We start from the raw sequence: 23,704 nt of genomic DNA, 5'->3' as shown, positions 1-23,704 counted from the left end.
TAACTCCGACTTAGCCGCCGCCAACAGCGTGAATAATTTCGATACGGTCATGTTGAGCAATAGTGATTTGCTCTAATTTGCTTTTAGAAACGATTTGCTGATTGTGTTCGACAGCAAAGCGTTTTCCTTCAAGTGCCATTTCCTGAATAAGTTGCAACAGGTTTTGACAAGGCGTGTCCGTTAATTCGCCATTTAAATAAATTTGCATGATCACATTCCAATTATTTTGCGTATTTGAGGGCATTCCAAGCCAAAACGAGCCATCCAGCTATCATAAATGCTCCACCAATTGGGGTAATTGCCCCTAAAATTCTCGGTAATCCAAGTGCCATGATATAGAGTGAACCACAGAAAAATAAAATACCAATCTGAATCAATATGAATGGCAACTTAATAGGGAACGTCAGGATGACTTTGCTTAAAATACCAAGTGCTAGTAAGCCTAAAGCATGGTAGAAAAAGTAGTCGGTTGCAGTATGCCACCAAACAAGTTGCTCTGGACTCGCGTGAGCTTTAAGACCATGTGCTCCAAAAGCACCCAACATGACTGCAAAGGCAAGATTAAGGGCTGAAATGGCAATCCACATAACAAAAAACGCAAATGAATAATGAAAGGCAACGTTATCATAGATTGGGTTGGCTAAACATAGCCAGATAAAACAAAAGGGCTAAACGCCCTTTTATTTTTAAACTTATTTTTTAGCTTGCAGACATAGCAATTTTAATTTTTTCCATTGCATTCTTTTCAAGCTGGCGAATACGCTCTGCTGATACATTATATTCGGCTGCTAACTCGTGGAGAGTAGACTTGTCATCATCTAACCAACGACGTTGTAAAATATTACGCGAACGATCATCTAACTGATCCATTGCATCATGTAAAGCAGATGTACTTTGCTCTTCCCAGTCTTCATTTTCAACTAAACGAGCTGGATCATAGCGATTATCTTCAAGATATAATGCCGGTGCAGTATGCGGAGTGTCATCGTCGTCGTCGCCTTGAGCTTCGAAAGCAGCATCATAAGCGGTTAAACGACCTTCCATCTCCAGAACTTGTTCTGCAGTAACATTTAAGTCATTCGCAATCGATTGAGCTTCTTCGAGCGTTAATTTTTTACTCGATTTTTTTAAACTACGTAAATTGAAAAATAATTTACGTTGTGCTTTGGTCGTTGCAATTTTGACAATACGCCAGTTACGAATAACGTATTCGTGAATTTCTGCTTTAATCCAGTGGACGGCAAAAGATACAAGACGCACGCCCATATTTGGGTCGAAACGCTTCACGGCTTTCATTAAGCCTAAATTACCTTCTTGAATAAGGTCGCCTTGTGGTAGGCCATAACCTGCATAGCTGCGCGCAATGTGAACGACGAAACGTAAATGCGACATTACCAGCATTTTTGCGGCATCAAGATCTTGGTCATAATAATAACGTTCAGCAAGTTCTTTTTCTTGCTCGGCCGTTAAAATAGGAATCTGATTGACAGTACTGATATATGCACCAAGGTTTACACCGGGCGCAGACAATGACAGGGGCATCAATTGATTGCTGCTGTCACTCATGATTTCTCCTTGTAGGATCGGATGGGATAACCAATAAATTCATCTTAATTTGAATCAGCTTCATAATTAAGGAAAATTGGGTAGAGAAATGTAAAATTTTATGCAATTTCTAATCTTTTAGTTTATCAAAGAATCATTGAGTTTCAATTAAATAGTGAAATTCTCTTTCAGATATATGTGTTGTCTGACACATAAAATGATGTAAACCACAGTAACGAGTTACATCTATTTCACTATGAGGGTCAGAAGATTTTAATAAGAATAGCTGTTTACCTGATACTTTTTTGAGTTCGCGTTTTAGCATTAATAAAGGCATTGGACAGGGTTGGCCCAAAGCATTAATTTCAATGGGTGCTGTAGTAGAAGAAGTGTTGGTCATTCATCATCAAAACAACTAAAAAAATTATTCTAACAAATTTTTTTATAAATGCTGCACATTTTATAAAAGAAGAAACAAGCAATTACCTATAAAAAATATTGTAATAAGCTGTTTAAAAAAACGACTAAAAATACGGGGAATAATTGAAAAAAATTCTATTAATTGTCATAAACCCGTGGTAAGCTCGAACCGTTTTAAGATTTACCACACACTTAAATTGGTTTAAAAATCTTATAACAAATGGATGTAACCGGAAATTGTTGATAGTTTTACAGAATGATTACAAGCTTTAAGATTATAAATATTTTAAACACTTGTTTGCTCTGCTGTTTGCAACACCGGAAGGTCCTTTTTTCAACATCTGAGGATTGACTTATGACAGCTCGCGAACAAGGCGTAGTAAAGTGGTTTAACGACACTAAAGGTTTTGGCTTTATTCAACGTAACGGTGGTGATGACGTATTTGTTCATTTCCGCGCAATCGTTGGTGACGGTCACCGTTCTTTACGTGACGGCCAACGCGTAGAATTTAGTGTAGTACAAGGTCAAAAAGGTTTTCAAGCTGAAAACGTTCAGCCTTTAGACTAATTCATCTTTTTGATGAATCATGGACGCTCCAATTTTTGAATTGGGGCGTTTTTGTTTATAATGATCTTCTCATTAGAGAGATTGTTTGTTAGAGCACGTATTTATGACATCTGGTTTTGAAACCTTGAATTTACATCCGCAACTTAAAAAGGCGATTGATGCTTTAGGGTTTAAGCAAATGACCCCGATTCAGCAAAAGGTTTTAAAATATACGTTGGGCGGGCATGATGCGATTGGGAGAGCGCAAACAGGAACAGGTAAAACTGCTGCTTTCCTTATTAGTGTAATTAATGACTTGTTACATAACCCAATTCAAGAGCAGCGTTTTCGTGGTGAGCCACGTGCTTTGATTTTGGCGCCTACGCGTGAATTGGCATTGCAAATCGAAAGCGATGCAAAGTTACTCACAAAATTTTCAGATTTACACATCGTGACACTGTTGGGTGGCGTAGATTTCGATAAGCAAAAGAAACAGTTGGATGCTAATTTTGTCGACATCATCGTTGCCACTCCTGGGCGTCTAATTGATTTTGTAGAACAAAAAGAAGTTTGGCTCGATCAAATTGAATTTTTAGTCATCGATGAAGCTGACCGCTTATTGGACATGGGTTTTATTCCTTCTGTAAAACGTATTGTGCGTTATTCCCCACGTAAGGAACAACGCCAAACGCTCATGTTCTCGGCTACTTTTAGTTATGATGTACTTAATTTGGCAAGACAATGGTTGTTTGAACCAATCACTGTTGAGATTGAGCCTGAGCAAAAAACTAACAACGATGTTGAGCAGCGCGTTTATGTAGTTGCTAAACAAGATAAATATCGTTTGCTACAAGATATTTTACGTGAAGAGCCTATCGATAAAGTTATGATTTTTGCGAATCGACGTGATCAAGTACGCCGTCTTTATGATCATTTAAAGAGAGATGGATATCGGGTCGGTATGCTTTCAGGTGAAATTGCTCAAGATAAACGTTTAAAAATGTTAGAGCAGTTTAAGCAAGGTAAAAATAACGTCATGATCGCAACTGATGTTGCAGGCCGTGGTATTCATGTTGATGGCGTATCTCATGTGATCAACTATACTTTACCTGAGCAATCAGATGATTATGTACATCGCATTGGACGTACAGGTCGTGCTGGCTCACAAGGTGTAAGTATTAGTTTCTTATCTGAAGATGATGCTTTTTACTTGCCGGAAATTGAAAAAGCAATTGGTAAGAAATTGCCATTAACCCGTCTAGACGGTTATTGCTAATAAAAAAATCCCAATCAGTTGATTGGGATTTTTTTTGATTAATTAATTTTACAATAGAAGGTAAGGGTTGTTTGATAATCATCATCTTTTGCAAGTGATGCATTTTTGCCAGTTAAGGTGCCAATTACACCAGCCGCTGCTTCAACCATTTGGCCTGTTTTCTCGCTTACAACATCTTTTAATACACCGTTGTATGTTGTTTTTTCATCTACCACAACAGGGCTGGTGCTTTTTGAACAAGTTTTTTGAGCGGCAGTAATCGCATTATTTTTTGCAATTAGATTCGTTTTACCAATACCTGTGACTTCAAATTGATTATTTTCTTTTTGAACTGCCAAAGTGTTCTTAGGCGTAGTGGCACAAGCACCTAGCAATAAAACAACACTACTCAACGCACTCGCTAAAATTATTTTTTTCATGTTTCACCTAATATCGCTAATCGTCAAAAGATCTCCCTATTTGAACACAAGTTTTCTAATTGATTTTGAAGACGTTGTATAAGTTTTGATGTTTTGTCTTAAAAAAATGTCAAAGCACGAACTCGTTATTTTTATGTTCTAGATACAATGGTGGATTATCTGTAGATTATGCTAATCTATTTTGAATTTTTTGAGTTAGATCAATATTAATGACGGATTCAGCAATACAGATAATTCATCAGAATATTCACCAACGTCAATCTATTGGTCAATTGATTGAGCCTGCTCCAAATGCAGATCAATTAGAGTTGGCTTTTCAAGCTGCGTTAACTGCTCCTGACCACCATAGACTGAAACCAACACGTTTTGTCGTTGTCGAGGCTGAACAACGTGGTGCTTTTGGTGAAGTTTTAGCAAAAGCTTTGGCTGATTTAGGTGAAACCGACTCAGCACAGCTTGAGCGAGTGAAGCAACATCCTTTCCGCGCACCTTTACTCATTTTAGCGCTGACACAATTGCAAGATCATCCTAAGGTTCCACATTTTGAACAGATTTTAAGTACTGGGGCTGCCGTACAAAACCTTTTATTGTCTTTACAAGTTCAAGGTTTTTCTACCATGTGGCGTAGTGGTGCTGTTGTCGAATCAAACTGGTTAAAACAGTATTTAGGATTGCAACCGCATGATTTAATCTCAGGTATCATTTATGTGGGTACGGCAGCTAAAGCGATTGCACCGCGTGCAGATATTGAAAGTAAAGAATTCGTAAAAGTTTGGCAGGCATAAAAGTCTGTAGAAGTAAGAAATAGGATAATAAAGCATGACTGAATTTAAGTTTACAGATTTAGTGGAACCTGTTGCGGTCGATAAAAAAACAGCATTACGTATTACTGTTTTAGGTGGAGGCAGTTTTGGTACGGCAATGGCGAATTTAGCTGCACGTAATGGCTGCGACACCATGATCTGGATTCGTGATGCTGATACAGCTGAAGAAATCAATAAAACCCATATTAATAAACGTTATTTGCCAGACTTTGTTTTAGAGTCCTCATTACGTGCTGTGTCTGACCTTGAACAAGCAGTATGTGATCGAGATATTATTTTAGTGGCTATTCCTAGCCATTCATTTCGTGATGTCTTAAAACAAATTGCTCCTTTTATTACTGCACAAGCGATTGTCTCTCTAACCAAGGGTGTCGAGGCTAAAACTTTTAGCTTTATGAGCGATATTATTCGTGAAGAGTTGCCAGAAGTTCCTTATGGGGTATTGTCTGGACCAAACCTTGCTAAAGAGATTATGGCGGGAATGCCATCTGGTACTGTTATTGCCAGTGATTCTGAACTCGTTCGTTATGCTGTACAGCACGCTCTGCATAGTGCGTTATTCCGAGTTTTTGGTAGTGATGATGTACATGGTGTTGAACTGGGTGGAGCACTTAAAAATATTTACGCCGTTGCAATGGGAATTGGTGCAGCTTACAAAATTGGTGAGAACACCAAGAGTATGATTTTAACGCGTGCTTTGGCTGAGATGAGCCGTTTCGCGGTAAAGCAGGGTGCAAATCCACTTACTTTCTTAGGTTTATCTGGTGTGGGTGATTTATTTGCAACCTGTAATAGTCCATTAAGCCGTAATTATCAAATTGGTTATGCTTTGGGTTCAGGTAAAACACTTGACCAAGCGAGTAAAGAATTGGGGCAAACCGCTGAAGGAATTAATACGATTGTTCAGGTGCGCGGTAAAGCAGAAGAACTAGACGTATATATGCCAATTACCAATGCTTTATATGAAGTTATCTTTGAGGGGGCGCCTCCTTTAAATATTGCCTTATCTCTTATGAAAAATGGGCACCGTAGTGATGTTGAGTTTGTTTTACCTCATCATGAAGTCTGAAGAAGAAATGTCATAAATTACGGTTATAATGCAAGAATTATTAACAAGGAATATTTATGCAACTGACATTAGTTCGTCATGGGGAAGCTGCTCCTCCAGTAAATGGTAATGATACTAAACGTCCACTTACTGCTCGTGGGCATGCTCAAGCTGAACAAACAGCAACATTTTTAAAAGATATTGTTAAGCCAGATATTTTCGTAGTGAGTCCATTATTGCGTGCTCAAGAAACATTAGCGCATATTCAAACTTACTTTAAAGATGTTCCCGTGCTGTTATGCGATAAAATTAAACCAGACGATAATGCGAAAGAAGCGGTTGAGTGGTTGTCTCAGGTTCCGTATGAGTCAATTGTAGTTGTGTGTCATATGAATGTAGTAGGGCATATTGCTGAACTACTGACTCATGAAAACTTTAATCCATTTGCACTTGCCGAAGCTCGAATTTATGATCAGGCTGTGATTGCTACTGGTTTATCAACACAAAAAAATAGTTTTGTACCCACAATATAATTAAAAAGGTCATTTAGCCCATTATGCTGTATTTATGGATGCCTGAAACCAATGGAATATGGCATTGGTCTAACGGAGAAAACTGGTTGCAGGCAGCAAGTCTTGATCAATTAATACAAGATCTGCAACTACATCAAGGAAAAGAAGCTGTCATCTTTTTCCCTAGTCGCCATGCTCAGGTACTCCAGCAGCACATGGCAAAGTCTCATTACAAGCAACTCGGGGCAGATGGTGTTAAATATTTGCTTGAAGAATTTGTGACTTTGCCGATTGATCATATGAAAGTGGTTCATCATTTCCATGCTGATCAATTGACCGTATTGGGAGTGGCAAAAACAACAGTAGAAACATGGCAACATGCAATGGCTTTGCTGCCTATTAAACTCGTTGCTTTATTGCCAGACTTTTTAATTTTACCGGAACCTCAAGACCAGCAAGCGGTCTTATGTAATATTGACCAGAAATTACTTGTGCGTGAAAGTAAATGGATTGGTAATTCGCTAGATGATCTGGGATTGTTTTTAGAGTTCCAGCCAGTTGAAACACACTATCAATATAGTGGTTTGACATCAGAGCAATTAGAAAGCTTGATGGCAGCATCAAGTGCTGAGCAGCGTTCAGAATTTATTTATCAATTTCAGGCTTTAGATAAACCTAAACAGCATCCTTTTAATGTTTTACCTAAAGCTAAAGGGCAAGAGCAAACTGTTTCGGGTTATTGGAAAGCATGTGCTGCTGTTATTTTAGCAATTATAGTGGTTCAGTTTAGCTATGACCTGTTGCGCTGGGTAAAGTTAAAAAGTGTGGCTAATCAAACCGCTGAGCAGACGATTGAGCAATATAAATATTGGTTTGGTTCTTCTAGTCGTGTGAATGAGCAGAACATAAAAAGCCAATTTGAAAGTCATTTACGCATGAGTAAGCAAGGTGATACACAAGCACTTTCTTTATTGAGTCGTGTTGGGCCTATTTTAATGCAAAGACAAATTTTAGCTCAGCAGTTAAATTATGATGCGTCAATATTAACAATGGCATTAAAAGCAAAGTCGGCAGATGATTTGCAAGCTTTAACTCAGCAACTTAACCAGCAGGGATTCAAAGCAGAGCTCGGTAATGTTCAAGCCGATGGTGGTGGGGCAATCGGGGTGGTGAAAATACAATAATGAAAATGATAACTCAATTGCAAAACCGCTTTGATCAGTGGGTTGAACAGATCGTTCAATATTTGGATCGCTTAACTGTACGTGAACGTATTATGGTGGTCTTTACTACAATCTTTGTCGTCGTGGCTTTTGTAGGAGCTTCACTTTGGAAAATGCATTCTTTGGCAGAGCAGCAACAGCAACGATTAAATGATTTAAAAGATTTGATGGTATGGATGCAGAGCAATGCGGTTACCATGAAACCCGCAAATGAACTTGAGTTGGGTCAATCAGAAAAAATACAACGTGTAGCTCAGCAACAAGGCTTAACGGTCACTTCTCAACAAAATGGTGAGCAGTTACAAATTATTGTTACTCATCAGAATTATGCAATTTTAGCGAACTTTTTAACCCAACTTGCACAAATGGGCTTAAGTATTCAAAAAATGGAAATGGTTTCAAGTGACGGACAGATTAAATTAACAGCGACGGTTCAATAACATATTAAAATATGGTGTTCTTAAGCATGGTGTTTTGTGCTGCCTGTGCCTATAATATGCCTACCTAAAATCAGTAGATTGTGATTGGTATGTTATATTCACTTGCTCGCCCGATGTTGTTTAGTTTAGCACCAGAGCGTGCCCATGAATTAACATTATCTATGCTTGATAAAGCACATAAGTTCGGCCTGCTACGCCAAAGCGTAGAGTCAAAACCAACAACCTGTATGGGAATTGAATTTCCAAATCCGGTAGGTTTGGCGGCTGGACTTGATAAGAATGGTGCACATATTGATTCTTTAGCTGGACTGGGTTTCGGTTTTATTGAAATTGGAACAATTACACCGCGTCCTCAGTCGGGTAATCCACAGCCACGATTGTTCCGTATTCCTGAAGCTAAAGCCATTATTAACCGCATGGGTTTTAATAATGATGGTGTTGATAAGCTTGTTGAGAATGTCAAAGCTTCAAAATTTAAAGGAATTCTAGGCATTAATATTGGTAAGAATGCAGATACGCCTGTAGAAAAGGCTGTAGATGATTACCTAATTTGCCTTGAGAAAGTTTATAACTACGCCTCTTATATTACTGTTAATATTTCATCTCCAAATACTAAAAACTTAAGAAGTTTACAAAGTGGCGATGCATTAACTGAATTATTGCAAACATTAAAAGAAAGGCAACTTGAGCTTGCCGAGCAATATAACCATTATGTTCCTTTGGTTTTAAAAGTTGCACCTGATTTAACAGCTGAAGATGTTGAGTTTATTGCAGCACAATTATTGCAATTTAAGATTGATGGTTTAATCGTTACCAATACGACTTTATCTAGAGACGGTGTAGAAAACCTTCCTAATGGTAATGAATCGGGCGGATTATCAGGTGCGCCTGTTTTTGAAAAAAGTACCGAATGCTTACGTTTGTTTGCCCAAACGTTAAAAGGGCAAATCCCGTTGATTGGCGTGGGTGGAATTTTGTCGGGTGAACAAGCAGCAGTCAAACAGCAAGCTGGAGCAACATTAGTACAAATCTATAGCGGATTGATTTACACCGGTCCTATATTAGTAAAACAATGTGTTGCAGCCATGACTTAAGTGAATATGAACACAATTGATATCATTATTCTGATACTTTTGCTCATTGGGGGGCTAAACGGTTTGCGACAAGGATTTATCAAAGCCTTTGCGAACTTGGTAGGATGGATCATTGCATTAATTATGGGTGCAAAATATGCTGTCCTTCTTGCGCCATCCATGTCTGGTTTGAGTCATGATCCGGTTGTTCAAAAAATTGCAGCTTTTGCATTTATAGCACTGATGATCATTGTTTTAACATGGATCGTCACTGCATTTTTAAATGGCCTCTTGAAAAGTCTGAAATTGGGGCCATTAAATCGTTTAGCAGGTGGTGCTTTTGGTTCCTTAAAGGGCTTGTTGGTTGTGTTGATTACAATGCAAGGCGTTGGGCCTTGGGTTGAGAGTTCACCAAGCTGGAAACAGTCCGTACTTATACAATTTTTACTGCCTTATGCACCTTTAGCGACTGAATTGTCTAAAGATGCTGCAAGTGAGGCATTTCATCAAATAACATCTGGAGGTAGTGCATCAAGCACCCCTTCAAAACCAATGGACGAATCGGAAGATTTAGAAAACCGATCCGACCATTCGACAAAGAATCCTTTTTATTAATTCCTAGCTTGTCTGCGAGGTTGCTATGTGTGGAGTTGTTGGTATAGCCGGTAAATCGCCAGTGAACCAAATGTTGTTTGATGCTTTAACGATGTTGCAACATCGTGGGCAAGATGCAGCTGGAATAGTAACCTGCCATGAAGGCCGTCTTTTCCTTCGTAAGGATAACGGTATGGTGCGTGATGTTTTTCATACTCGTCATATGAGAGCATTACTTGGTAATTATGGTATTGGCCATGTACGTTACCCAACTGCTGGTTCTGCTAGCAGTGCTGAAGCACAACCATTTTATGTGAACTCACCTTACGGTATTACGCTTGCACATAATGGTAACTTAACCAATGCCGAAGATATTCATGATGACCTGTTTAAAACAGATTTACGTCATATGAATACAGATTCTGACTCAGAAGTTCTTTTGAACGTATTCGCGCATGAGTTGCAAAAGAACGGTACTTTAAATCCTACACCAGATGATATCTTTCACACAGTTTCTCGTGTACACGAGCGCTGTCTAGGTGCATATGGCGTAGTGGCAATGATTACTGGTCATGGTTTGGTTGGTTTCCGTGATCCAAACGGTATTCGTCCACTGATTTATGGTTCACGTATGACTGAAAAAGGCGAGATGGAATACATCATCGCTTCTGAATCAGTTGCTATTACAGCACTTGGTTTCAAAATTGAGCGTGATATTGAACCGGGTGAAGCAATTTTCATCAATTCAGATGGTGAATTATTCTCAAGACAATGTGCAGCTAATCCAAAATACCGTCCATGTATTTTTGAATATGTTTATTTTGCACGTCCTGATGCCATTATTGACGGAATTTCAGTTTATAAAGCTCGTTTAAAAATGGGTGAAAAACTTGCCCATAAAATTTTACGTGACTGGGGTGAGGACCACGATATTGATGTGGTTATTCCAATTCCAGATACGAGCCGTACTTCAGCATTAGAACTTGCAAATATTCTAGGTGTGAAGTTCCGTGAAGGTTTTATGAAAAACCGTTATATCGGTCGTACCTTCATTATGCCAGGTCAGCAACAACGAAAAAAATCAGTACGCCAGAAATTAAACCCTGTAGAACTTGAGTTTAAAGGTAAAAATGTTTTACTGGTTGATGACTCAATTGTACGTGGTACAACCTGTAACGAAATTATCCAGATGGCACGTGATTCTGGTGCAAAAAAAGTATACTTTGCGTCAGCAGCACCAAAAGTGATGTATCCAAACGTTTATGGTATTGATATGCCTGCTAAAGCTGAGCTTATTGCTTCAGAACGCAGTGTAGAAGAAATCCAGGAAATTATTGGTGCTGATCGTTTAGTTTTCCAAGAATTGGAAGACTTGAAAAATGCTGTACGTACTAGCAAAGTACCCGATCTAACTGAGTTTGATTGTTCTGTGTTTGATGGCGTTTATGTAACAGGTGATATTGATGGTGCTTATCTAAATAATTTGGAGCAGAAGCGTAATGATTCTGCTAAAAAGAAAAAAGATGGCTACATTGATGTGAATGTTGACGCTGCTTCTGTAGATTTAACAGGCATTAAAGAAGAATAGAAATAGCTGAAAAAAGCGGGTGTTTCCCGCTTTTTTCTTTTATGATGAAAACTAACAATGTAATTGGGAATATTTACATTGAAAGAAGTAAGCCACTATCTAATCGAAAATAAGAATATGGCATGGTCCATCACTATGTGTTTGGTTGCTGTGCTGCTTACTATTTTTATCTTAAATTTAATTTTAGGTTTACTCGTCCATTTTTTTGATTATAGCCAGCCCATCTGGTGGCACACCTTAAGCCCTTATTTTGTCGCACTATTACTTTTTATTATGGTTTGGTCGGTAGTTACTGAACTTTATATCTTGCGTAAAGGTGGACATTCTTTAGCAAAACAACTGAAAGCGCGTCGTTTAGTAAAAGAAGAAAGTACGCCAGAAGAGCTTGAAGCATTAAAAATTACTGAATATTTGGCGCAAAATTTTTCGCTTAAAGTTCCAACCTTATATGTTTTACCTGATGAAGTAGGCGTAAATGCGCTTACCGCAGGTTTTCACCCTAAAGATATTGTGATCATTTTGACATGGGGAGCTTTGCAAAATCTGGATAAACTTGAACTATATGGTTTGTTGGGTCATGAGTTTAATCAGATTTTGTCAGGTGAGGCTGTTGAAAATACTAAATTAAAGATTTTATATAGTGGATTAACGACATTTAGTCAGTGGGGCAGTAAATTAGCGAAACAAGGTTTTAAACGCTACAGTCCAGGTTATAAACATAAATTTGAAACAGTCTTTGTTGCAGTGGGTGGTGTTATTTGGCTAGCTGGAAGCCTAGGCGTATTAATTACCCGATTTATTAAATATTTAACTTTGAGTGGACGCACATTTCGTAATGACCAAAAAACGGTACGATTATTAAAAAATAGTGCTAATACTCAGACTTTGTTGCGTATTTATGTCCACCATTCTGGCTCACAAATCCATAGTGCCTATTCTGAATCAATCGCGCATATGTGTTTTGCTAACTCACTGAGTCCGCAAAGTTGGATGAATATTCACCCAAGTATTCGTGAGCGTATTTACGAGTTAAATCCGACTTTGCTACAAGATTTACAATTAGAAAATTTAAAAAAGCTTCGCAATCGTCCGTTATTCAGTTTATTTCATTTTTTAGAAGAATCTGAAAAAGAAATTTATGTTCCATGGTCATCTCCACAGCCTTTGCCTTTATTAAGGTTGTCACCCATTAGTTTTGCATTAAATGATGCCATTAAGCCTCTTAGTAGTGATGTGCGTCGTAATAAAAAGCGTCCTGAGCTCATTCAGCGCGCACTACAAACTGCTACGGGTTCACGTGAGGTAATGGTTGCTATTTTGATGATTCGCCAATATCGAGAATTTATCCCAAAAGATGCACCAGTTAGCCATGCCATTATTGATGCCTTATTAAATCTTGATGGGCGTATCCATATTCAGATATTTCATGATGCTTGTAAAAACATTGGGCATATGCCGGCAAGTATTGCGCGGCAATTTCTAACAAAACTAGCGCTTATTATTCAAGAAGATGGTGAGATTGGTCTGCTAGATGCACTTTTGCTGGAGCGGGTTAAATATGAATTGAATTTAATGCCGTTACATTTGCCAACAGCATTTGAAGAAGTAAAACCTCAAATTGTTCGTTTAATTGATGCCTTGCTTCATGTTCAGCAAATTAATAGTCCAAATCAGTTGGAAGTACGTGAACGTATTTTACGTTCGTTACTTAATCCAGATGAAATGTATGTCTATGATGAGATTTCAGACGAGCCTTTAGATTTGGCTGAAATTTTAAATGACATTGCAGGTTTATTATTGCGTGACCGTCTTAGTATTCTTGCGATCGCAGAAATGTGTTTGTGGAGTGATCGTATTATCACACAAGACGAACTAGATGTACTTGAATTACTTTATTGGCGATTTGGCTTTGAGACAGAAGAAATTGTTGAGCAAATGCAAAAAAGAAATAGTGTGATGATTATTTAAAAGACATCTACGATTATAAAAACAGCTGAACGAAATAAAACACTGAAAAAAAAACTCAAGCCCGTTAGAATGTAGCTTAAGCAGAGGTATTGATTCAAACATGATTGGGCAGCAAAGAAATATATTGGCGACTTTAGGGATTGATGTATGGATTCCTAAGACACAAGTGTGCCAAAAAAATAATGCTCAAAGCCTTTGGCGAGATCATGTTGTAGAAGAGCCAGAACCGATCATACTACCCTCTGTAGAACCCATAGTTCTTGAGCAGCAGCCAGCAAAGCCAAAAATTAACGATATTCCAAAAATTGAACCTGAAATTGTGGCGCCAGTTTCAATGCAGGCTCAACCTGTTATAGAGCCTCGTAATGAAGTGCAAGCACCTGCCATTAAGATTGCATCATTTGAGTTGCAGGCTTTTTCTCTTGAAAAATGTGTTATTTTTTTAGATGTTACAAATTTAGCTGAAGAAGAAAAACAGCTTTGGAATAACATACAAAAAGCGAAAATAGGGCAGTATGCTGAACTAAAATGGCCTTTTCCTTTAGCTGCGTATCAAGATCAGCGGGGAGCTGGTTCATATATACAAGGCTTCTTGGATGCTGTTGCAGCAGATAAAAAGATCTTATGTCTTGGTGAATGTTCTTATATTCAGCATGCCAATATCATCCATTTGGCAAGTTTAAAAGAAATGCTGGAGAAACCACTCCTTAAAAAAAGGTTATGGAAATTAATGCAAGATAACAACGAGTAGTAGGGATTTACATGAAAAAAGTTGTAGTTTTTAGCCAAATTGATGAAGAAATTTTGTCTCGATTACAACAGGATTATCATGTTGTGGTTCTTAACCCAAAATTGGGTGATATTAATGAACAAATACGACAACACGTTGTCGATGCTGATGGGATGATTGGTGCAGGACGGGTACTGAATGAAAATAACCTTGCACCTGCCCAAAAGCTAAAAATTATTTCATCTGTAACAGTGGGTTATGACAATTATGATGTGGCTTATTTAAACCAAAGAAAAATCTGGTTAGCAAATACACCCCATGTTTTAACTGAAACGACAGCTGATCTTGCTTTTACATTATTACTAAGTGCTGCTAGAAAAGTACCTTTCCTTGATCATTGGACTAAACAAGGTGAATGGAAAAGAACGGTGGGGCCTCAGCAGTTTGGCTTGGATGTTTTTGGGAAGACATTAGGTATTATTGGACTTGGTAATATTGGGGCTGCAATTGCACGTCGTGGTTTTTATGGATTTAACATGAATATTGTTTACCATAATCGTCGTGAAAAGCCTGAATTAGCTGAGCCATTAAATGCAGAATATCTTGGTCTGGATCAATTGCTACAGCAGTCTGATTTTGTAGTAACTGCAGTTGATTTAAATAATGAATCGAAAGCCTTAATGGGCAAAGCGCAGTTTGAGCTTATGCAAAAGCACGCTATTTTTATTAATATTGCCCGTGGTTCAGTAGTTGATGAGCAAGCTTTAATTGAAGCTTTACAGCAAAATCAGATCTTTGCTGCTGGCTTAGATGTGTATGAAAAAGAACCTTTACAAGATTCGGGACTTTTTAAATTACCGAATGTAGTGACTTTACCTCATGTGGGATCGGCTACTGCTGAAACCCGTAAAAAAATGGCAAATCTTGCCTATAGAAATTTGGTTGAAGCTTTAGAAGGTAAAACACCTAGATATTTGGTAAACCAAAACTTTATATAAGTGATTAATAACACTTCATTGCAAAACTAGTCGATTTCGAGTGATATAGTAAAAGTCTATTGATTGAAAACCAATTTTTGTGGTTTACATCAATAGGCTTTTTTTATGGTTTAATTTTAATAGAGAAAAACTTTTGAGATTTTTGCCAGTTATTTTAAGTGCGACTTTTATAGCAAATGCTTCGTATGCACAGTCTTTCGACCCTCAGCCATCTGCGAATCAGGTGGAAATTCCAAATATTGGAAGTGGAATAGGCTTGCTTGATCAACAAAAAGAAAAATTTATTGGTGAAAAAGTTTTCCGTGAAGTTCATAAACAAATGCCCGTTATCCAAGATATCTGGCTCGAAGACCAATTTTTTCAAGTATTTTCAAGTATTTTAAGTGAGACTCAACTTGGTCAGCCTATTGGTCTAGTTGTTATTAAAGATCCACAAATCAATGCATTTGCTGTTCCGGGTGGTCTATTTGCGCTTAATACAGGCCTTATTGCTTCAGCTCGCAATATTGATGAAATTGCTGGGGTGATGGCGCATGAAATTGCACACGTATCCCAAAGACATTTTAGTCGTTCAGAGGAAGCCTTTAAGGGCCAAACGTTATTAAGTTTAGCTGGGCTTTTAGCTGGTGTTGCCATAGCTGCACAGGGTGGTGGAGATGCTGGAGCAGCAGTAATGTTAGGAACGCAGGCTGCATTAATGGATAGCCAGTTAACATATAGTCGAAATCAGGAGCGTGAAGCTGACCGTATTGGCATGCAATATATGTATGCAGCGGGTTATAACCCGCAAAGTATGGCAGACTATTTTGAAACAATGCATCGTGCAACTAGTCGGGTAAGTTTTTTACCAGATTTCTGGCTGACCCATCCATTAACGACTGAGCGCATGAGTGAAGCTCGTCTTCGTGCAAACCAGATGCCTAAAGTCAAAAATCGCATATATGATGCTGATTTTGAAATTTTAAAATGGTACACAATGGTAGTTTCAAATCAGGCTACCGAAAACCAACTACAGAGTTTAGCCTCACAAAAAAATATTGCGGGTCTTATTGCTTTGGCAGCTTTTTATGTAAAACAAGGTGATTATGCACAGGCGCAGTCTACTTTAGATCAAGTCAAATCTAGTGGAAAACCTCTTGTTACACTTTTGCAGACCGATATTTATCTGGGGCAAAACAAGTTGGATCAAGCCTATACTTCAATTGCTTCTACACAAATGACTATGCCTGAAAATAGGGCTTTCAGTTATAAGTTGGCTGAAGTGTTGCTGCGCCAAGGAAAATTTTCACAGGTTCAAACTCTTGTTCAACGGTTTATCAATAAAAATCCAAGAGATATCCAAGGTTGGCAATTTTTGCAGCAGGCTGCTAATTTGGACAAGACAGGACCGTTGAGAGCAGTCAATGTTTTACGCTATCGAGCAGAAGCTGAATATTGGTCGGGGAGTGAAGAGAATGCGATTAAATCGATGTTGCATGCTCAGCGATTAGCAAAAGACAATCAAGCAATGTCGGCTAGAATAGACAGTAGATTGAAACAAATGCAAGATGAACGAAGAATGAAAATTTGAAAATATATCTTTCAAAAATTTCAAATATATAAACACGCCCAAACTAAAAGGAGCTTTGGTTTGAGGGAATATAAAATTTTAAGAGAAGAGATTAAGCTAATTTAGCTTTAATTTTTGCTGAAACTACAGAAGGATCGGCACGCCCGGCTATGATCGGACGTAGAGAATTCATCACCTTACCCATATCTTTCATGCTAGTTGCTTCTTGAGCAGAAATCGTTTGCTCAATGAGAGAATCAAGCTCTTCCTCAGTCATAGCTTCTGGTAGAAACTGAGATAAAATCTCAGCTTCGGCTTGTTCTTTACTAGCTAAATCATCACGACCAGCACCTTCAAAGGCTTTGATCGATTCTTTACGTTGTTTAATTTGCTTTTCAATGACCGCAAGAACCTGAGCGTCGCCAAGCTCTATGCGCTCATCGACTTCGATTTGCTTAATTGCTGCTTGTAGACTACGCAAAACCGTCACTGTTGCCATATCTTTGGCACGCATAGAAGTTTTTAATGCATCAGTAATTTGGTTTTTTAAAGTAGTCATAATTCAGCAGTCAATCACAAATTAATTAGTAAAGGCGAGTAGTACGTACAGATTCGCGAGCCAATTTCTTTTGGTAGCGTTTAACTGCAGCAGCTTTTTTGCGCTTACGTTCTTGAGTTGGTTTTTCGTAGAATTCACGTTTACGAACGTCAGCTAAAACACCAGCTTTTTCGCATGAACGTTTGAAACGACGGATAGCTACGTCAACTGGTTCGCCTTCTTTCAACTTAACTTGTGGCATGTAAAATCCTCTAGATTATGGATAAGATCAAGCACACTATTGTGCCGGATCACAAGTGAAGGTCAGTATTTTACTCATTTACAACTCATATCACAAGTCTATAATAGCGATTGCAATATTTTGACTCATATAAAAGGCAGTTTTGATGATTGTTTTAGGCTTGGAAACTTCTTGTGATGAAACAGGGTTGGCACTTTATGATAGCGAACTCGGCTTGCGGGGACAGGTTCTTTATAGCCAAATTAAACTTCATGCCGAATATGGTGGAGTAGTACCTGAACTTGCTTCTCGAGACCATGTTCGAAAATTAATTCCTTTAATGAATCAATTGCTTGAGCAAAGTGGTGTAACAAAACAAGAGATTGATGCTGTTGCTTATACACGTGGTCCTGGGTTAATGGGGGCTTTAATGACAGGGGCTTTATTTGGAAGAACTTTAGCTTTTTCTTTAAATAAACCTGCCATTGGTGTTCACCATATGGAAGGGCATATGTTGGCACCTTTACTCTCAAGTCAACCGCCTGAATTTCCATTTGTTGCTTTATTGGTTTCAGGTGGGCATACACAATTAATGGCAGCTCACGGTATTGGTCAATATGAACTTTTGGGTGAATCTATTGATGATGCAGCTGGCGAAGCCTTTGATAAAGTTGCAAAAATGATGAGTTTACCATACCCGGGTGGTCCTAATATTGCGAAATTGGCTTTAAGTGGTAATCCATTAGCGTTTGAATTTCCACGACCAATGCTTCACCAAGGTCTAGATTTTTCTTTTAGTGGTTTAAAAACAGCGGTTTCTGTGCAATTGAAAAAATTGAATGGTGAAAACAGAGATGCTGACATTGCTGCGTCATTCCAAGAAGCAATTGTAGATACCTTGGTAAAAAAATCAGTAAAAGCCTTAAAGCAAACTGGACTTAAGCGTCTAGTTATTGCAGGTGGAGTAAGCGCTAATTTACGATTACGTGAACAGTTGGAAACTTCATTAGCTAAAATTAAGGCACAAGTTTATTACGCAGAACCTGCTCTTTGTACTGATAATGGGGCAATGATTGCTTTTGCAGGTTATCAACGCTTAAAAGCAGGCCAACATGATGGTTTAGCTGTAACCACAACACCACGTTGGCCAATGACTGAGTTATCTATTCCTGAGTAAAACTATTCATCTTCAAAGGCTTGTTGGTTTTCAATATCTATATATTCGATATAACCACGGCCTTGAACTTCATTACCGAAATAATTACCGGTAAATATATAGCTACTTGCATAACCTCGCCCATGACCATAGCGGAGTGGGCAGTCAATTTCTGCCTGAATATTTAAAATAATTTGTTTAGCTTCATTTCTAGCAATCCACGAAAAGAATTTAGGAAGTCGCATCTTTTGTCCAGTCGGTGAGATGTAATCATCAACTTGGTGAGAAATAATATCAAAACTGACATCTGTATAAACTTCTGCGGGTCGATCAAGATACCTAATATGCAAAGTATAAGCCGCTGTCTGACCTGCAATATCTGCTTTGGTAAGAAGAAGTTGAGTGGTCTCATTTAAATTGATAATTTGATAAGTAAAAAAATCAAGCGGCAGTTTATAAGCATCAGGAATAAGTTTATTTGCGATGGAATGAGCCCCAACAGCTCGAGCATATTCATAAGTGCAGAGCCCCTCACTTTCAATACGTTCTGCTTGATAGGTTAAGAAACCTTTAAACTTTGCCAACAAACTAAAATGATCATAAATCGGTGTTTTGATAAACCATGAAACATGTGAGGTAACATCAATATCAAAGTCGAAATCAAGACCCTCGTAGTGTCCATTAATATGAATTTTTGGGAATTTTCCTTGAATTGAAATTTCCTGTCCTAGTTCGATTAAGCTTCCATCTTCATTAATTTTTGTATCTTCAGGAATGATATAAGCCTTAAGCAAAGCTTTCTCTACTGCTGCGGTACTTGAAAAGAAAGTCGCTGTTTTTCGAGGGTTTCCGTGAATTATGTCATCATGATCAAATGCAAGAGCACTAGGTGTGCCTAATAAAATCATAATATTTAAATAGCGATGCGGCTCTGGCAAAAGTGGGAAAAAGATGCCGTAATGAGTCCAGCTATAATATTTTTCATCGACTCGGGGCTGGATAATATGAGACTGAGAAAAAGGAAGAGTTGAGTATTTTTCTGCTTTATCTATAACACTTTGCGCGAGCAATAAGCTTTGACCTAAAAGTTTGCTGCCTATAGAAATTTTGGGCAATTGTTTTTTCATATATAAACCTAAATGAGGATAGGACTATCTTTGTTTTAGGTTATGAAAAACAACTATCAAAACTAAGCGGTTTTCAGGCCAAAGCTAAGGCTTTGCGGGACATTTTGTTTAATTGTTAGACAACTCTTTTAATCCATTTAAACCAATCCAGTGTTTAGAAAACTGATAAGCAGCACGTCCTGAACGTTGACCACGCATTTGACACCAACGCAAACTTTCAGCGCGAACTTCATCGTTAAAAACCATGTTTGCTTTATGAATGTAATGCTCCACAATTTCTAAATATAAATTCTGGTCCATTGGGTAAAAAGATAACCACAAACCAAAACGATCTGACAAAGAGATCTTTTCTTCAATCGCTTCTTGTGGGTGTAACTCAGTATATTGTGGTACATCGACCTTGGTTACAGGCGTATTCTCATGCATGAATTCTGGTAACAAATGACGGCGGTTACTGGTTGCATAAATAATAAAATTACTTGAACCAGACTGTAATGAACCATCCAATACACTTTTTAAACTACGGTAATTTTCATCTTCAGCATTGAAAGCTAAGTCATCACAATACACGATGTATTTTTCAGGTCGGTTTTGAATGAGTTTCTGAACTTTAGGTAAATCTGCTAAGTCATCACGCTCAATTTCAATTAAACGCAATCCTTGCGGGGCATACTCAGTCAATAAAGCACGCACAATAGATGACTTTCCTGTACCGCGAGAGCCAGTTAAAAGCACATCATTTGCGGGTAGACCATTTAAAAACTGCAAAGTATTTTGAATGATTTTCTCTTTCTGACGTTCAATGCCTTTTAGGTCATCCAGATAAATATTTTTGGGTGTATAGATGGCTTTAAGTTGCTGATTTTCCCATCTAAAAGCAGGTGCATTAAAATCTGTTTCTTGTTTAGGTTCAGGTAAGACCTGCTGTAACTGATTTAATACAAGTGATAATGTTTGAACTAAATTATCTGGTAAATCAATGGTAGCCATGGTAAGTCAATCATGTTAAACAGTAATTTACTAGGATACTAACACCGAAATTAACAGGCTGACAAAAAAGTTATTGTCTATACAGTTTATCGGTTTTGCAATTGATTGAAATCTTCAGACCGCGCATAGTGTTGTTATGTCTATTCAGTAAAATCATCTGTGAAGATGAGGACGAAATATGTTTGAAAAAATACGCAGTGATATGAATCCGCATCAGGCCTACCGTATCAAAAAATTACAACGTCAGTTAGACATGGCTGAATCTTATGAAGAGTGGAAGTCTTTTGCATTAAAACTAGATGAAGAAACAGGGGTGCAAGAGTGGAAATTTGATAATAGTTCGCCTTACTTCGATGCAGAACTCATTTCTTATAGATACACTTTACTGAAAAGATATCGCCAGCAACATCGAACGCTAGATCTTATTTATTTACTCAAAGAAGGTCTAACCTACGATATTGCAAATATTGGTCACCCTATGCTGTTTGCTGCAACGCATGTGGGAACAAAAAAGTTAATTGAAGATTATATTGAAGAAGTTAGCCAAAGCTTGGCCTATATTGCTTCAAGTGAATGCATTACTTTCCAACGAAAAGAAAAAATTGAGTTTTTTGAAAATTGTGAAAAAGCATATGGACAACCAGCCCTTATGTTCTCAGGTGGAGCAACTTTAGGTCTTTTTCATACTGGGGTATGTAAGGCGTTAATTGAACAAGATTTAATGCCTAAAGTGTTGTCTGGCTCAAGTGCAGGGGCAATTATGACGGGTATGCTCGGAACTTCTGCCAGTGAGGATGTTCAAAATTTATTAAATGGAGAACAATTCTTTAGTGATGCTTTTCATTTTAGAAAACTTCGTGAACTCATTAAAGGAAATGGTGGAATTGCCGATGTGCACTATTTGAAAAAGTTCCTTGTTGAAAATCTGGGTGATCTCACGTTTGAAGAGGCTTTCAAAAAATCAGGTTTAAACATTAATGTGGCAGTTGCACCGTATGATGCAACAGAAAACCCGCGCATCATGAATGCGATTATGACGCCTAATGTTTTAGTGTGGAGTGCTGTGTTGGCTTCATGTGCTGTACCTGTGTTATTTCCACCCGTGCGTTTAACCAGCAAACGTTATGACGGTGAACACACGCCTTACATGGCAAACACAAAGTGGGTAGATGGCAGTGTAAGAAATGATTTTCCGCAAGAAAGAATGGCCCGACTTTATAATTTAAATTATACCATTGCCAGTCAGGTGAACCCACATATTGTTCCATTTATGCAAAATGATGCAGACCGCTTTCGTAAAGATGTTTTAAGTTGGCCTGAACGGATTTTAAGACGTCAAGGTAAAGTGTTATCCATGGGACTTATGGACTTTACACGTCAAAGACTTGGTTCTATTTCTCCGATTAGGCGATTACTTGATCATGGCTATGGGGTAATGGGGCAGCGTTATTATGGTGATGTGAATATCATTGCTAAATATGGCTTGAGTCACTATACCTATACTTTGCAAAACCCACGACCACATTTGTTTAAACGCTTACAGCGAGAAGGGGAACGTGCGACTTGGCCAAAAATTTCTTCGATTGAAACCCATGCTCGGATTGGCAAGACGATTCAACATTGTTTAGAAGTTTTGCGTTTTGAAGAAAAGCAACAACAGCCAGAGTCTTACTATGCTGAAGCATGATTTTGCTTCGCATACACAAAACTTAAAAAGTGTGACAAAACCTGCGAGTGCCGCTTTAGGGCGGTACCTATGGACATGTAGCATAGATAACAAAGACTATTGGTTAAAATATCATTTACCTGAAACAGATGTTCAAAGTGAGCAAGATTTCATTCATGAACAATTTTTTTACGAAGAAATTACTCGTAAGAAACCTGCGTGGCTTTTACCTCATAACTTAATCGAAGTTAGTACCATTCCTCAATTAAACCATTCTTTAGGTAAAGTTTTAATTTTACCCAATACTGATTTGTGGTTTGGTTCATTGTCTCATGAAGCAGATTTAACTGATGTATATCATAAGATTTGGTCCGCACTAGATAAGCTCGCAGAACTCCATAGATTTGGCTGGATTCATGGAGATATTAAGAAAGAACATTTTCGAAAGTTTGAGCAAAATGCTTATTTGATTGATTTTGAGAAAGCCCGACTTATATCAAGCTCGGAGTTAAGAATGGATGCTACACCACGATATATGGCTCCAGAGCTGTTTAGAGGCGCTTCTAAGGATATACAAAGCGATTTATACGCATTTGGTATCGTTCTATATGAATGGTTAACCCAAACTCGCTTAGAAGCAGGGAGTTACTATGAGTGGGCAGTATTGCATTGCCAAAATTTAACCATTCAATTACCGACACAACTTATGATTTTTTATCCATTACTTTCGGGTTTATTGCAAAAACAACAAAAAAATAGGTTTGCAAACGTGTTTGAAGCGATGAATTGTTTAAAAGCACATTCAAACTTATAAAAATCATTGATCTAGTATCTGTATACAATTTACACGGTCAGTTTTTTTTAGAAAAAAAACACTTGTCACTGTTAGATCTTATCGCTAATATACACAGCCATCGGGGGCGTGGCGAAATTGGTAGACGCACTGGATTTAGGTTCCAGCGCCGCAAGGTGTAAGAGTTCGAGTCTCTTCGCCCCCACCACTTTAAGTTAAAACTTAAAGTTAATGTAGGTGTTACGTCATCTATGTTTTGGAAGAGGATTGGTGTAATGGTAGCATGACGGTCTCCAAAACCGTTCGTCAAGGTTCGAGTCCTTGATCCTCTGCCACATTTATTTTAAATAAATGTCCCAGATGGGGGCGTGGCGAAATTGGTAGACGCACTGGATTTAGGTTCCAGCGCCGCAAGGTGTAAGAGTTCGAGTCTCTTCGC

Annotated in this window: 26 protein-coding genes and 2 tRNA genes; 19 read left to right on the top strand and 9 right to left on the bottom strand. The window is 38.1% G+C overall.

The genetic code is table 11. From position 1 onward, the window contains the following. Nucleotides 1-10: 10 nt before the first annotated feature. The 4 genes from thiS to AC1PJP_RS04700 all read right to left on the bottom strand — a co-directional run bounded on the left by thiS (nucleotide 11) and on the right by AC1PJP_RS04700 (nucleotide 1,945). A complete protein-coding gene (gene thiS / locus AC1PJP_RS04715) occupies nucleotides 11-208 on the bottom strand; it encodes a sulfur carrier protein ThiS (RefSeq protein ID WP_004791249.1) in 198 nt (65 codons plus the stop codon). 13 nt (nucleotides 209-221) lie between these two features. Further along, nucleotides 222-587 (bottom strand): DUF423 domain-containing protein, encoded by a 366-nt coding sequence (locus AC1PJP_RS04710; RefSeq protein WP_004643452.1) that lies wholly within the window; start codon nucleotides 585-587, stop codon nucleotides 222-224. 112 nt (nucleotides 588-699) lie between these two features. Further along, a complete protein-coding gene (gene rpoH, locus AC1PJP_RS04705; RefSeq protein WP_004791254.1) occupies nucleotides 700-1,566 on the bottom strand; it encodes an RNA polymerase sigma factor RpoH in 867 nt (288 codons plus the stop codon). A gap of 133 nt (nucleotides 1,567-1,699) precedes the next feature. Then, nucleotides 1,700-1,945: a sulfurtransferase TusA family protein gene (locus AC1PJP_RS04700; protein ID WP_004791256.1), complete on the bottom strand. Its 246-nt coding sequence runs from the start codon at nucleotides 1,943-1,945 to the stop codon at nucleotides 1,700-1,702. 375 nt (nucleotides 1,946-2,320) lie between these two features. Between AC1PJP_RS04700 and AC1PJP_RS04695 the strand changes: the two genes are divergently transcribed. Both AC1PJP_RS04695 and rhlB read left to right on the top strand, forming a co-directional pair. Beyond that, the gene (locus tag AC1PJP_RS04695) at nucleotides 2,321-2,533 is read left to right on the top strand and encodes a cold-shock protein (RefSeq protein ID WP_000126912.1); all 213 of its coding nucleotides are present in this window, start codon (nucleotides 2,321-2,323) and stop codon (nucleotides 2,531-2,533) included. A gap of 103 nt (nucleotides 2,534-2,636) precedes the next feature. After that, entirely contained in the window at nucleotides 2,637-3,788 is a 1,152-nt protein-coding gene (gene rhlB / locus AC1PJP_RS04690; protein ID WP_004791258.1) for an ATP-dependent RNA helicase RhlB, read from the top strand. Between the two features lie 38 nt (nucleotides 3,789-3,826). Here rhlB and AC1PJP_RS04685 read toward each other — a convergent pair whose 3' ends face one another. Beyond that, complete coding sequence (locus AC1PJP_RS04685) at nucleotides 3,827-4,207, bottom strand: hypothetical protein (RefSeq protein WP_003650739.1); 381 nt, start codon at nucleotides 4,205-4,207, stop codon at nucleotides 3,827-3,829. Nucleotides 4,208-4,416: 209 nt separating this feature from the next. Between AC1PJP_RS04685 and AC1PJP_RS04680 the strand changes: the two genes are divergently transcribed. The 12 genes from AC1PJP_RS04680 (at nucleotide 4,417) to AC1PJP_RS04625 (ending at nucleotide 16,775) form a co-directional block, all read left to right on the top strand. Further along, entirely contained in the window at nucleotides 4,417-4,992 is a 576-nt protein-coding gene (locus AC1PJP_RS04680; protein WP_192454138.1) for a nitroreductase family protein, read from the top strand. Between the two features lie 34 nt (nucleotides 4,993-5,026). Continuing rightward, nucleotides 5,027-6,100 carry an NAD(P)H-dependent glycerol-3-phosphate dehydrogenase gene (locus tag AC1PJP_RS04675; RefSeq protein ID WP_005306983.1) on the top strand — a complete coding sequence of 358 codons (1,074 nt, stop codon included), beginning with the start codon at nucleotides 5,027-5,029 and terminating at the stop codon, nucleotides 6,098-6,100. 56 nt (nucleotides 6,101-6,156) lie between these two features. Then, complete coding sequence (locus AC1PJP_RS04670) at nucleotides 6,157-6,612, top strand: SixA phosphatase family protein (protein WP_004791265.1); 456 nt, start codon at nucleotides 6,157-6,159, stop codon at nucleotides 6,610-6,612. A gap of 23 nt (nucleotides 6,613-6,635) precedes the next feature. Then, nucleotides 6,636-7,775 carry a type II secretion system protein GspL gene (gspL, locus tag AC1PJP_RS04665; protein ID WP_479766589.1) on the top strand — a complete coding sequence of 380 codons (1,140 nt, stop codon included), beginning with the start codon at nucleotides 6,636-6,638 and terminating at the stop codon, nucleotides 7,773-7,775. Beyond that, entirely contained in the window at nucleotides 7,775-8,254 is a 480-nt protein-coding gene (gene gspM, locus AC1PJP_RS04660) for a type II secretion system protein GspM (protein WP_479766588.1), read from the top strand. The genes gspL and gspM overlap by 1 nt, the downstream gene beginning before the upstream one ends. A gap of 89 nt (nucleotides 8,255-8,343) precedes the next feature. Further along, nucleotides 8,344-9,348, top strand: coding sequence for a quinone-dependent dihydroorotate dehydrogenase (locus AC1PJP_RS04655; protein WP_004791270.1), 1,005 nt, complete (start codon nucleotides 8,344-8,346; stop codon nucleotides 9,346-9,348). 6 nt (nucleotides 9,349-9,354) lie between these two features. Next, nucleotides 9,355-9,942, top strand: a complete 588-nt coding sequence (locus tag AC1PJP_RS04650; RefSeq protein ID WP_013197252.1) for a CvpA family protein — start codon at nucleotides 9,355-9,357, stop codon at nucleotides 9,940-9,942. Between the two features lie 25 nt (nucleotides 9,943-9,967). After that, nucleotides 9,968-11,509 carry an amidophosphoribosyltransferase gene (gene purF, locus AC1PJP_RS04645; protein ID WP_005306965.1) on the top strand — a complete coding sequence of 514 codons (1,542 nt, stop codon included), beginning with the start codon at nucleotides 9,968-9,970 and terminating at the stop codon, nucleotides 11,507-11,509. A gap of 78 nt (nucleotides 11,510-11,587) precedes the next feature. Beyond that, nucleotides 11,588-13,477, top strand: a complete 1,890-nt coding sequence (locus AC1PJP_RS04640; protein ID WP_005306963.1) for a M48 family metalloprotease — start codon at nucleotides 11,588-11,590, stop codon at nucleotides 13,475-13,477. A 100-nt stretch (nucleotides 13,478-13,577) separates the two neighbouring features. Then, entirely contained in the window at nucleotides 13,578-14,228 is a 651-nt protein-coding gene (locus AC1PJP_RS04635) for a hypothetical protein (protein ID WP_199942756.1), read from the top strand. An 11-nt stretch (nucleotides 14,229-14,239) separates the two neighbouring features. Next, entirely contained in the window at nucleotides 14,240-15,205 is a 966-nt protein-coding gene (locus AC1PJP_RS04630) for a 2-hydroxyacid dehydrogenase (RefSeq protein WP_479766587.1), read from the top strand. Nucleotides 15,206-15,347: 142 nt separating this feature from the next. Next, nucleotides 15,348-16,775, top strand: coding sequence for a M48 family metalloprotease (locus tag AC1PJP_RS04625; RefSeq protein ID WP_111854335.1), 1,428 nt, complete (start codon nucleotides 15,348-15,350; stop codon nucleotides 16,773-16,775). 91 nt (nucleotides 16,776-16,866) lie between these two features. Here AC1PJP_RS04625 and AC1PJP_RS04620 read toward each other — a convergent pair whose 3' ends face one another. Both AC1PJP_RS04620 and rpsU read right to left on the bottom strand, forming a co-directional pair. Continuing rightward, entirely contained in the window at nucleotides 16,867-17,313 is a 447-nt protein-coding gene (locus AC1PJP_RS04620) for a GatB/YqeY domain-containing protein (protein ID WP_004791284.1), read from the bottom strand. A gap of 25 nt (nucleotides 17,314-17,338) precedes the next feature. Continuing rightward, on the bottom strand, nucleotides 17,339-17,554 hold the full coding sequence (rpsU, locus tag AC1PJP_RS04615; RefSeq protein WP_001136722.1) for a 30S ribosomal protein S21: 216 nt from the start codon (nucleotides 17,552-17,554) through the stop codon (nucleotides 17,339-17,341). 145 nt (nucleotides 17,555-17,699) lie between these two features. On the opposite strand from rpsU, the gene tsaD reads away from it, so the two are divergent. Further along, nucleotides 17,700-18,710 (top strand): tRNA (adenosine(37)-N6)-threonylcarbamoyltransferase complex transferase subunit TsaD, encoded by a 1,011-nt coding sequence (tsaD, locus tag AC1PJP_RS04610; protein WP_005306952.1) that lies wholly within the window; start codon nucleotides 17,700-17,702, stop codon nucleotides 18,708-18,710. A 2-nt stretch (nucleotides 18,711-18,712) separates the two neighbouring features. Here the strand turns inward: tsaD and AC1PJP_RS04605 are convergent, their stop codons facing one another. Both AC1PJP_RS04605 and AC1PJP_RS04600 read right to left on the bottom strand, forming a co-directional pair. Further along, nucleotides 18,713-19,816: a DUF6670 family protein gene (locus AC1PJP_RS04605; RefSeq protein WP_479766586.1), complete on the bottom strand. Its 1,104-nt coding sequence runs from the start codon at nucleotides 19,814-19,816 to the stop codon at nucleotides 18,713-18,715. Nucleotides 19,817-19,924: 108 nt separating this feature from the next. Further along, nucleotides 19,925-20,806 carry an ATP-binding protein gene (locus tag AC1PJP_RS04600; RefSeq protein ID WP_013197257.1) on the bottom strand — a complete coding sequence of 294 codons (882 nt, stop codon included), beginning with the start codon at nucleotides 20,804-20,806 and terminating at the stop codon, nucleotides 19,925-19,927. A gap of 178 nt (nucleotides 20,807-20,984) precedes the next feature. On the opposite strand from AC1PJP_RS04600, the gene AC1PJP_RS04595 reads away from it, so the two are divergent. The 4 genes from AC1PJP_RS04595 (at nucleotide 20,985) to AC1PJP_RS04580 (ending at nucleotide 23,600) form a co-directional block, all read left to right on the top strand. Further along, entirely contained in the window at nucleotides 20,985-22,493 is a 1,509-nt protein-coding gene (locus AC1PJP_RS04595; RefSeq protein ID WP_005306944.1) for a DUF3336 domain-containing protein, read from the top strand. Continuing rightward, nucleotides 22,480-23,286, top strand: coding sequence for a protein kinase domain-containing protein (locus AC1PJP_RS04590; protein ID WP_479766585.1), 807 nt, complete (start codon nucleotides 22,480-22,482; stop codon nucleotides 23,284-23,286). The genes AC1PJP_RS04595 and AC1PJP_RS04590 overlap by 14 nt, the downstream gene beginning before the upstream one ends. A gap of 102 nt (nucleotides 23,287-23,388) precedes the next feature. Next, nucleotides 23,389-23,473: transfer RNA gene (locus AC1PJP_RS04585), tRNA-Leu, on the top strand. 53 nt (nucleotides 23,474-23,526) lie between these two features. Then, a tRNA-Trp gene (locus tag AC1PJP_RS04580) sits at nucleotides 23,527-23,600 on the top strand. Nucleotides 23,601-23,704 lie beyond the last annotated feature (104 nt).

This window comes from Acinetobacter sp. V116_7 (genome assembly GCF_056735735.1).
This window is presented reverse-complemented; position numbering and strand designations above follow the sequence as displayed.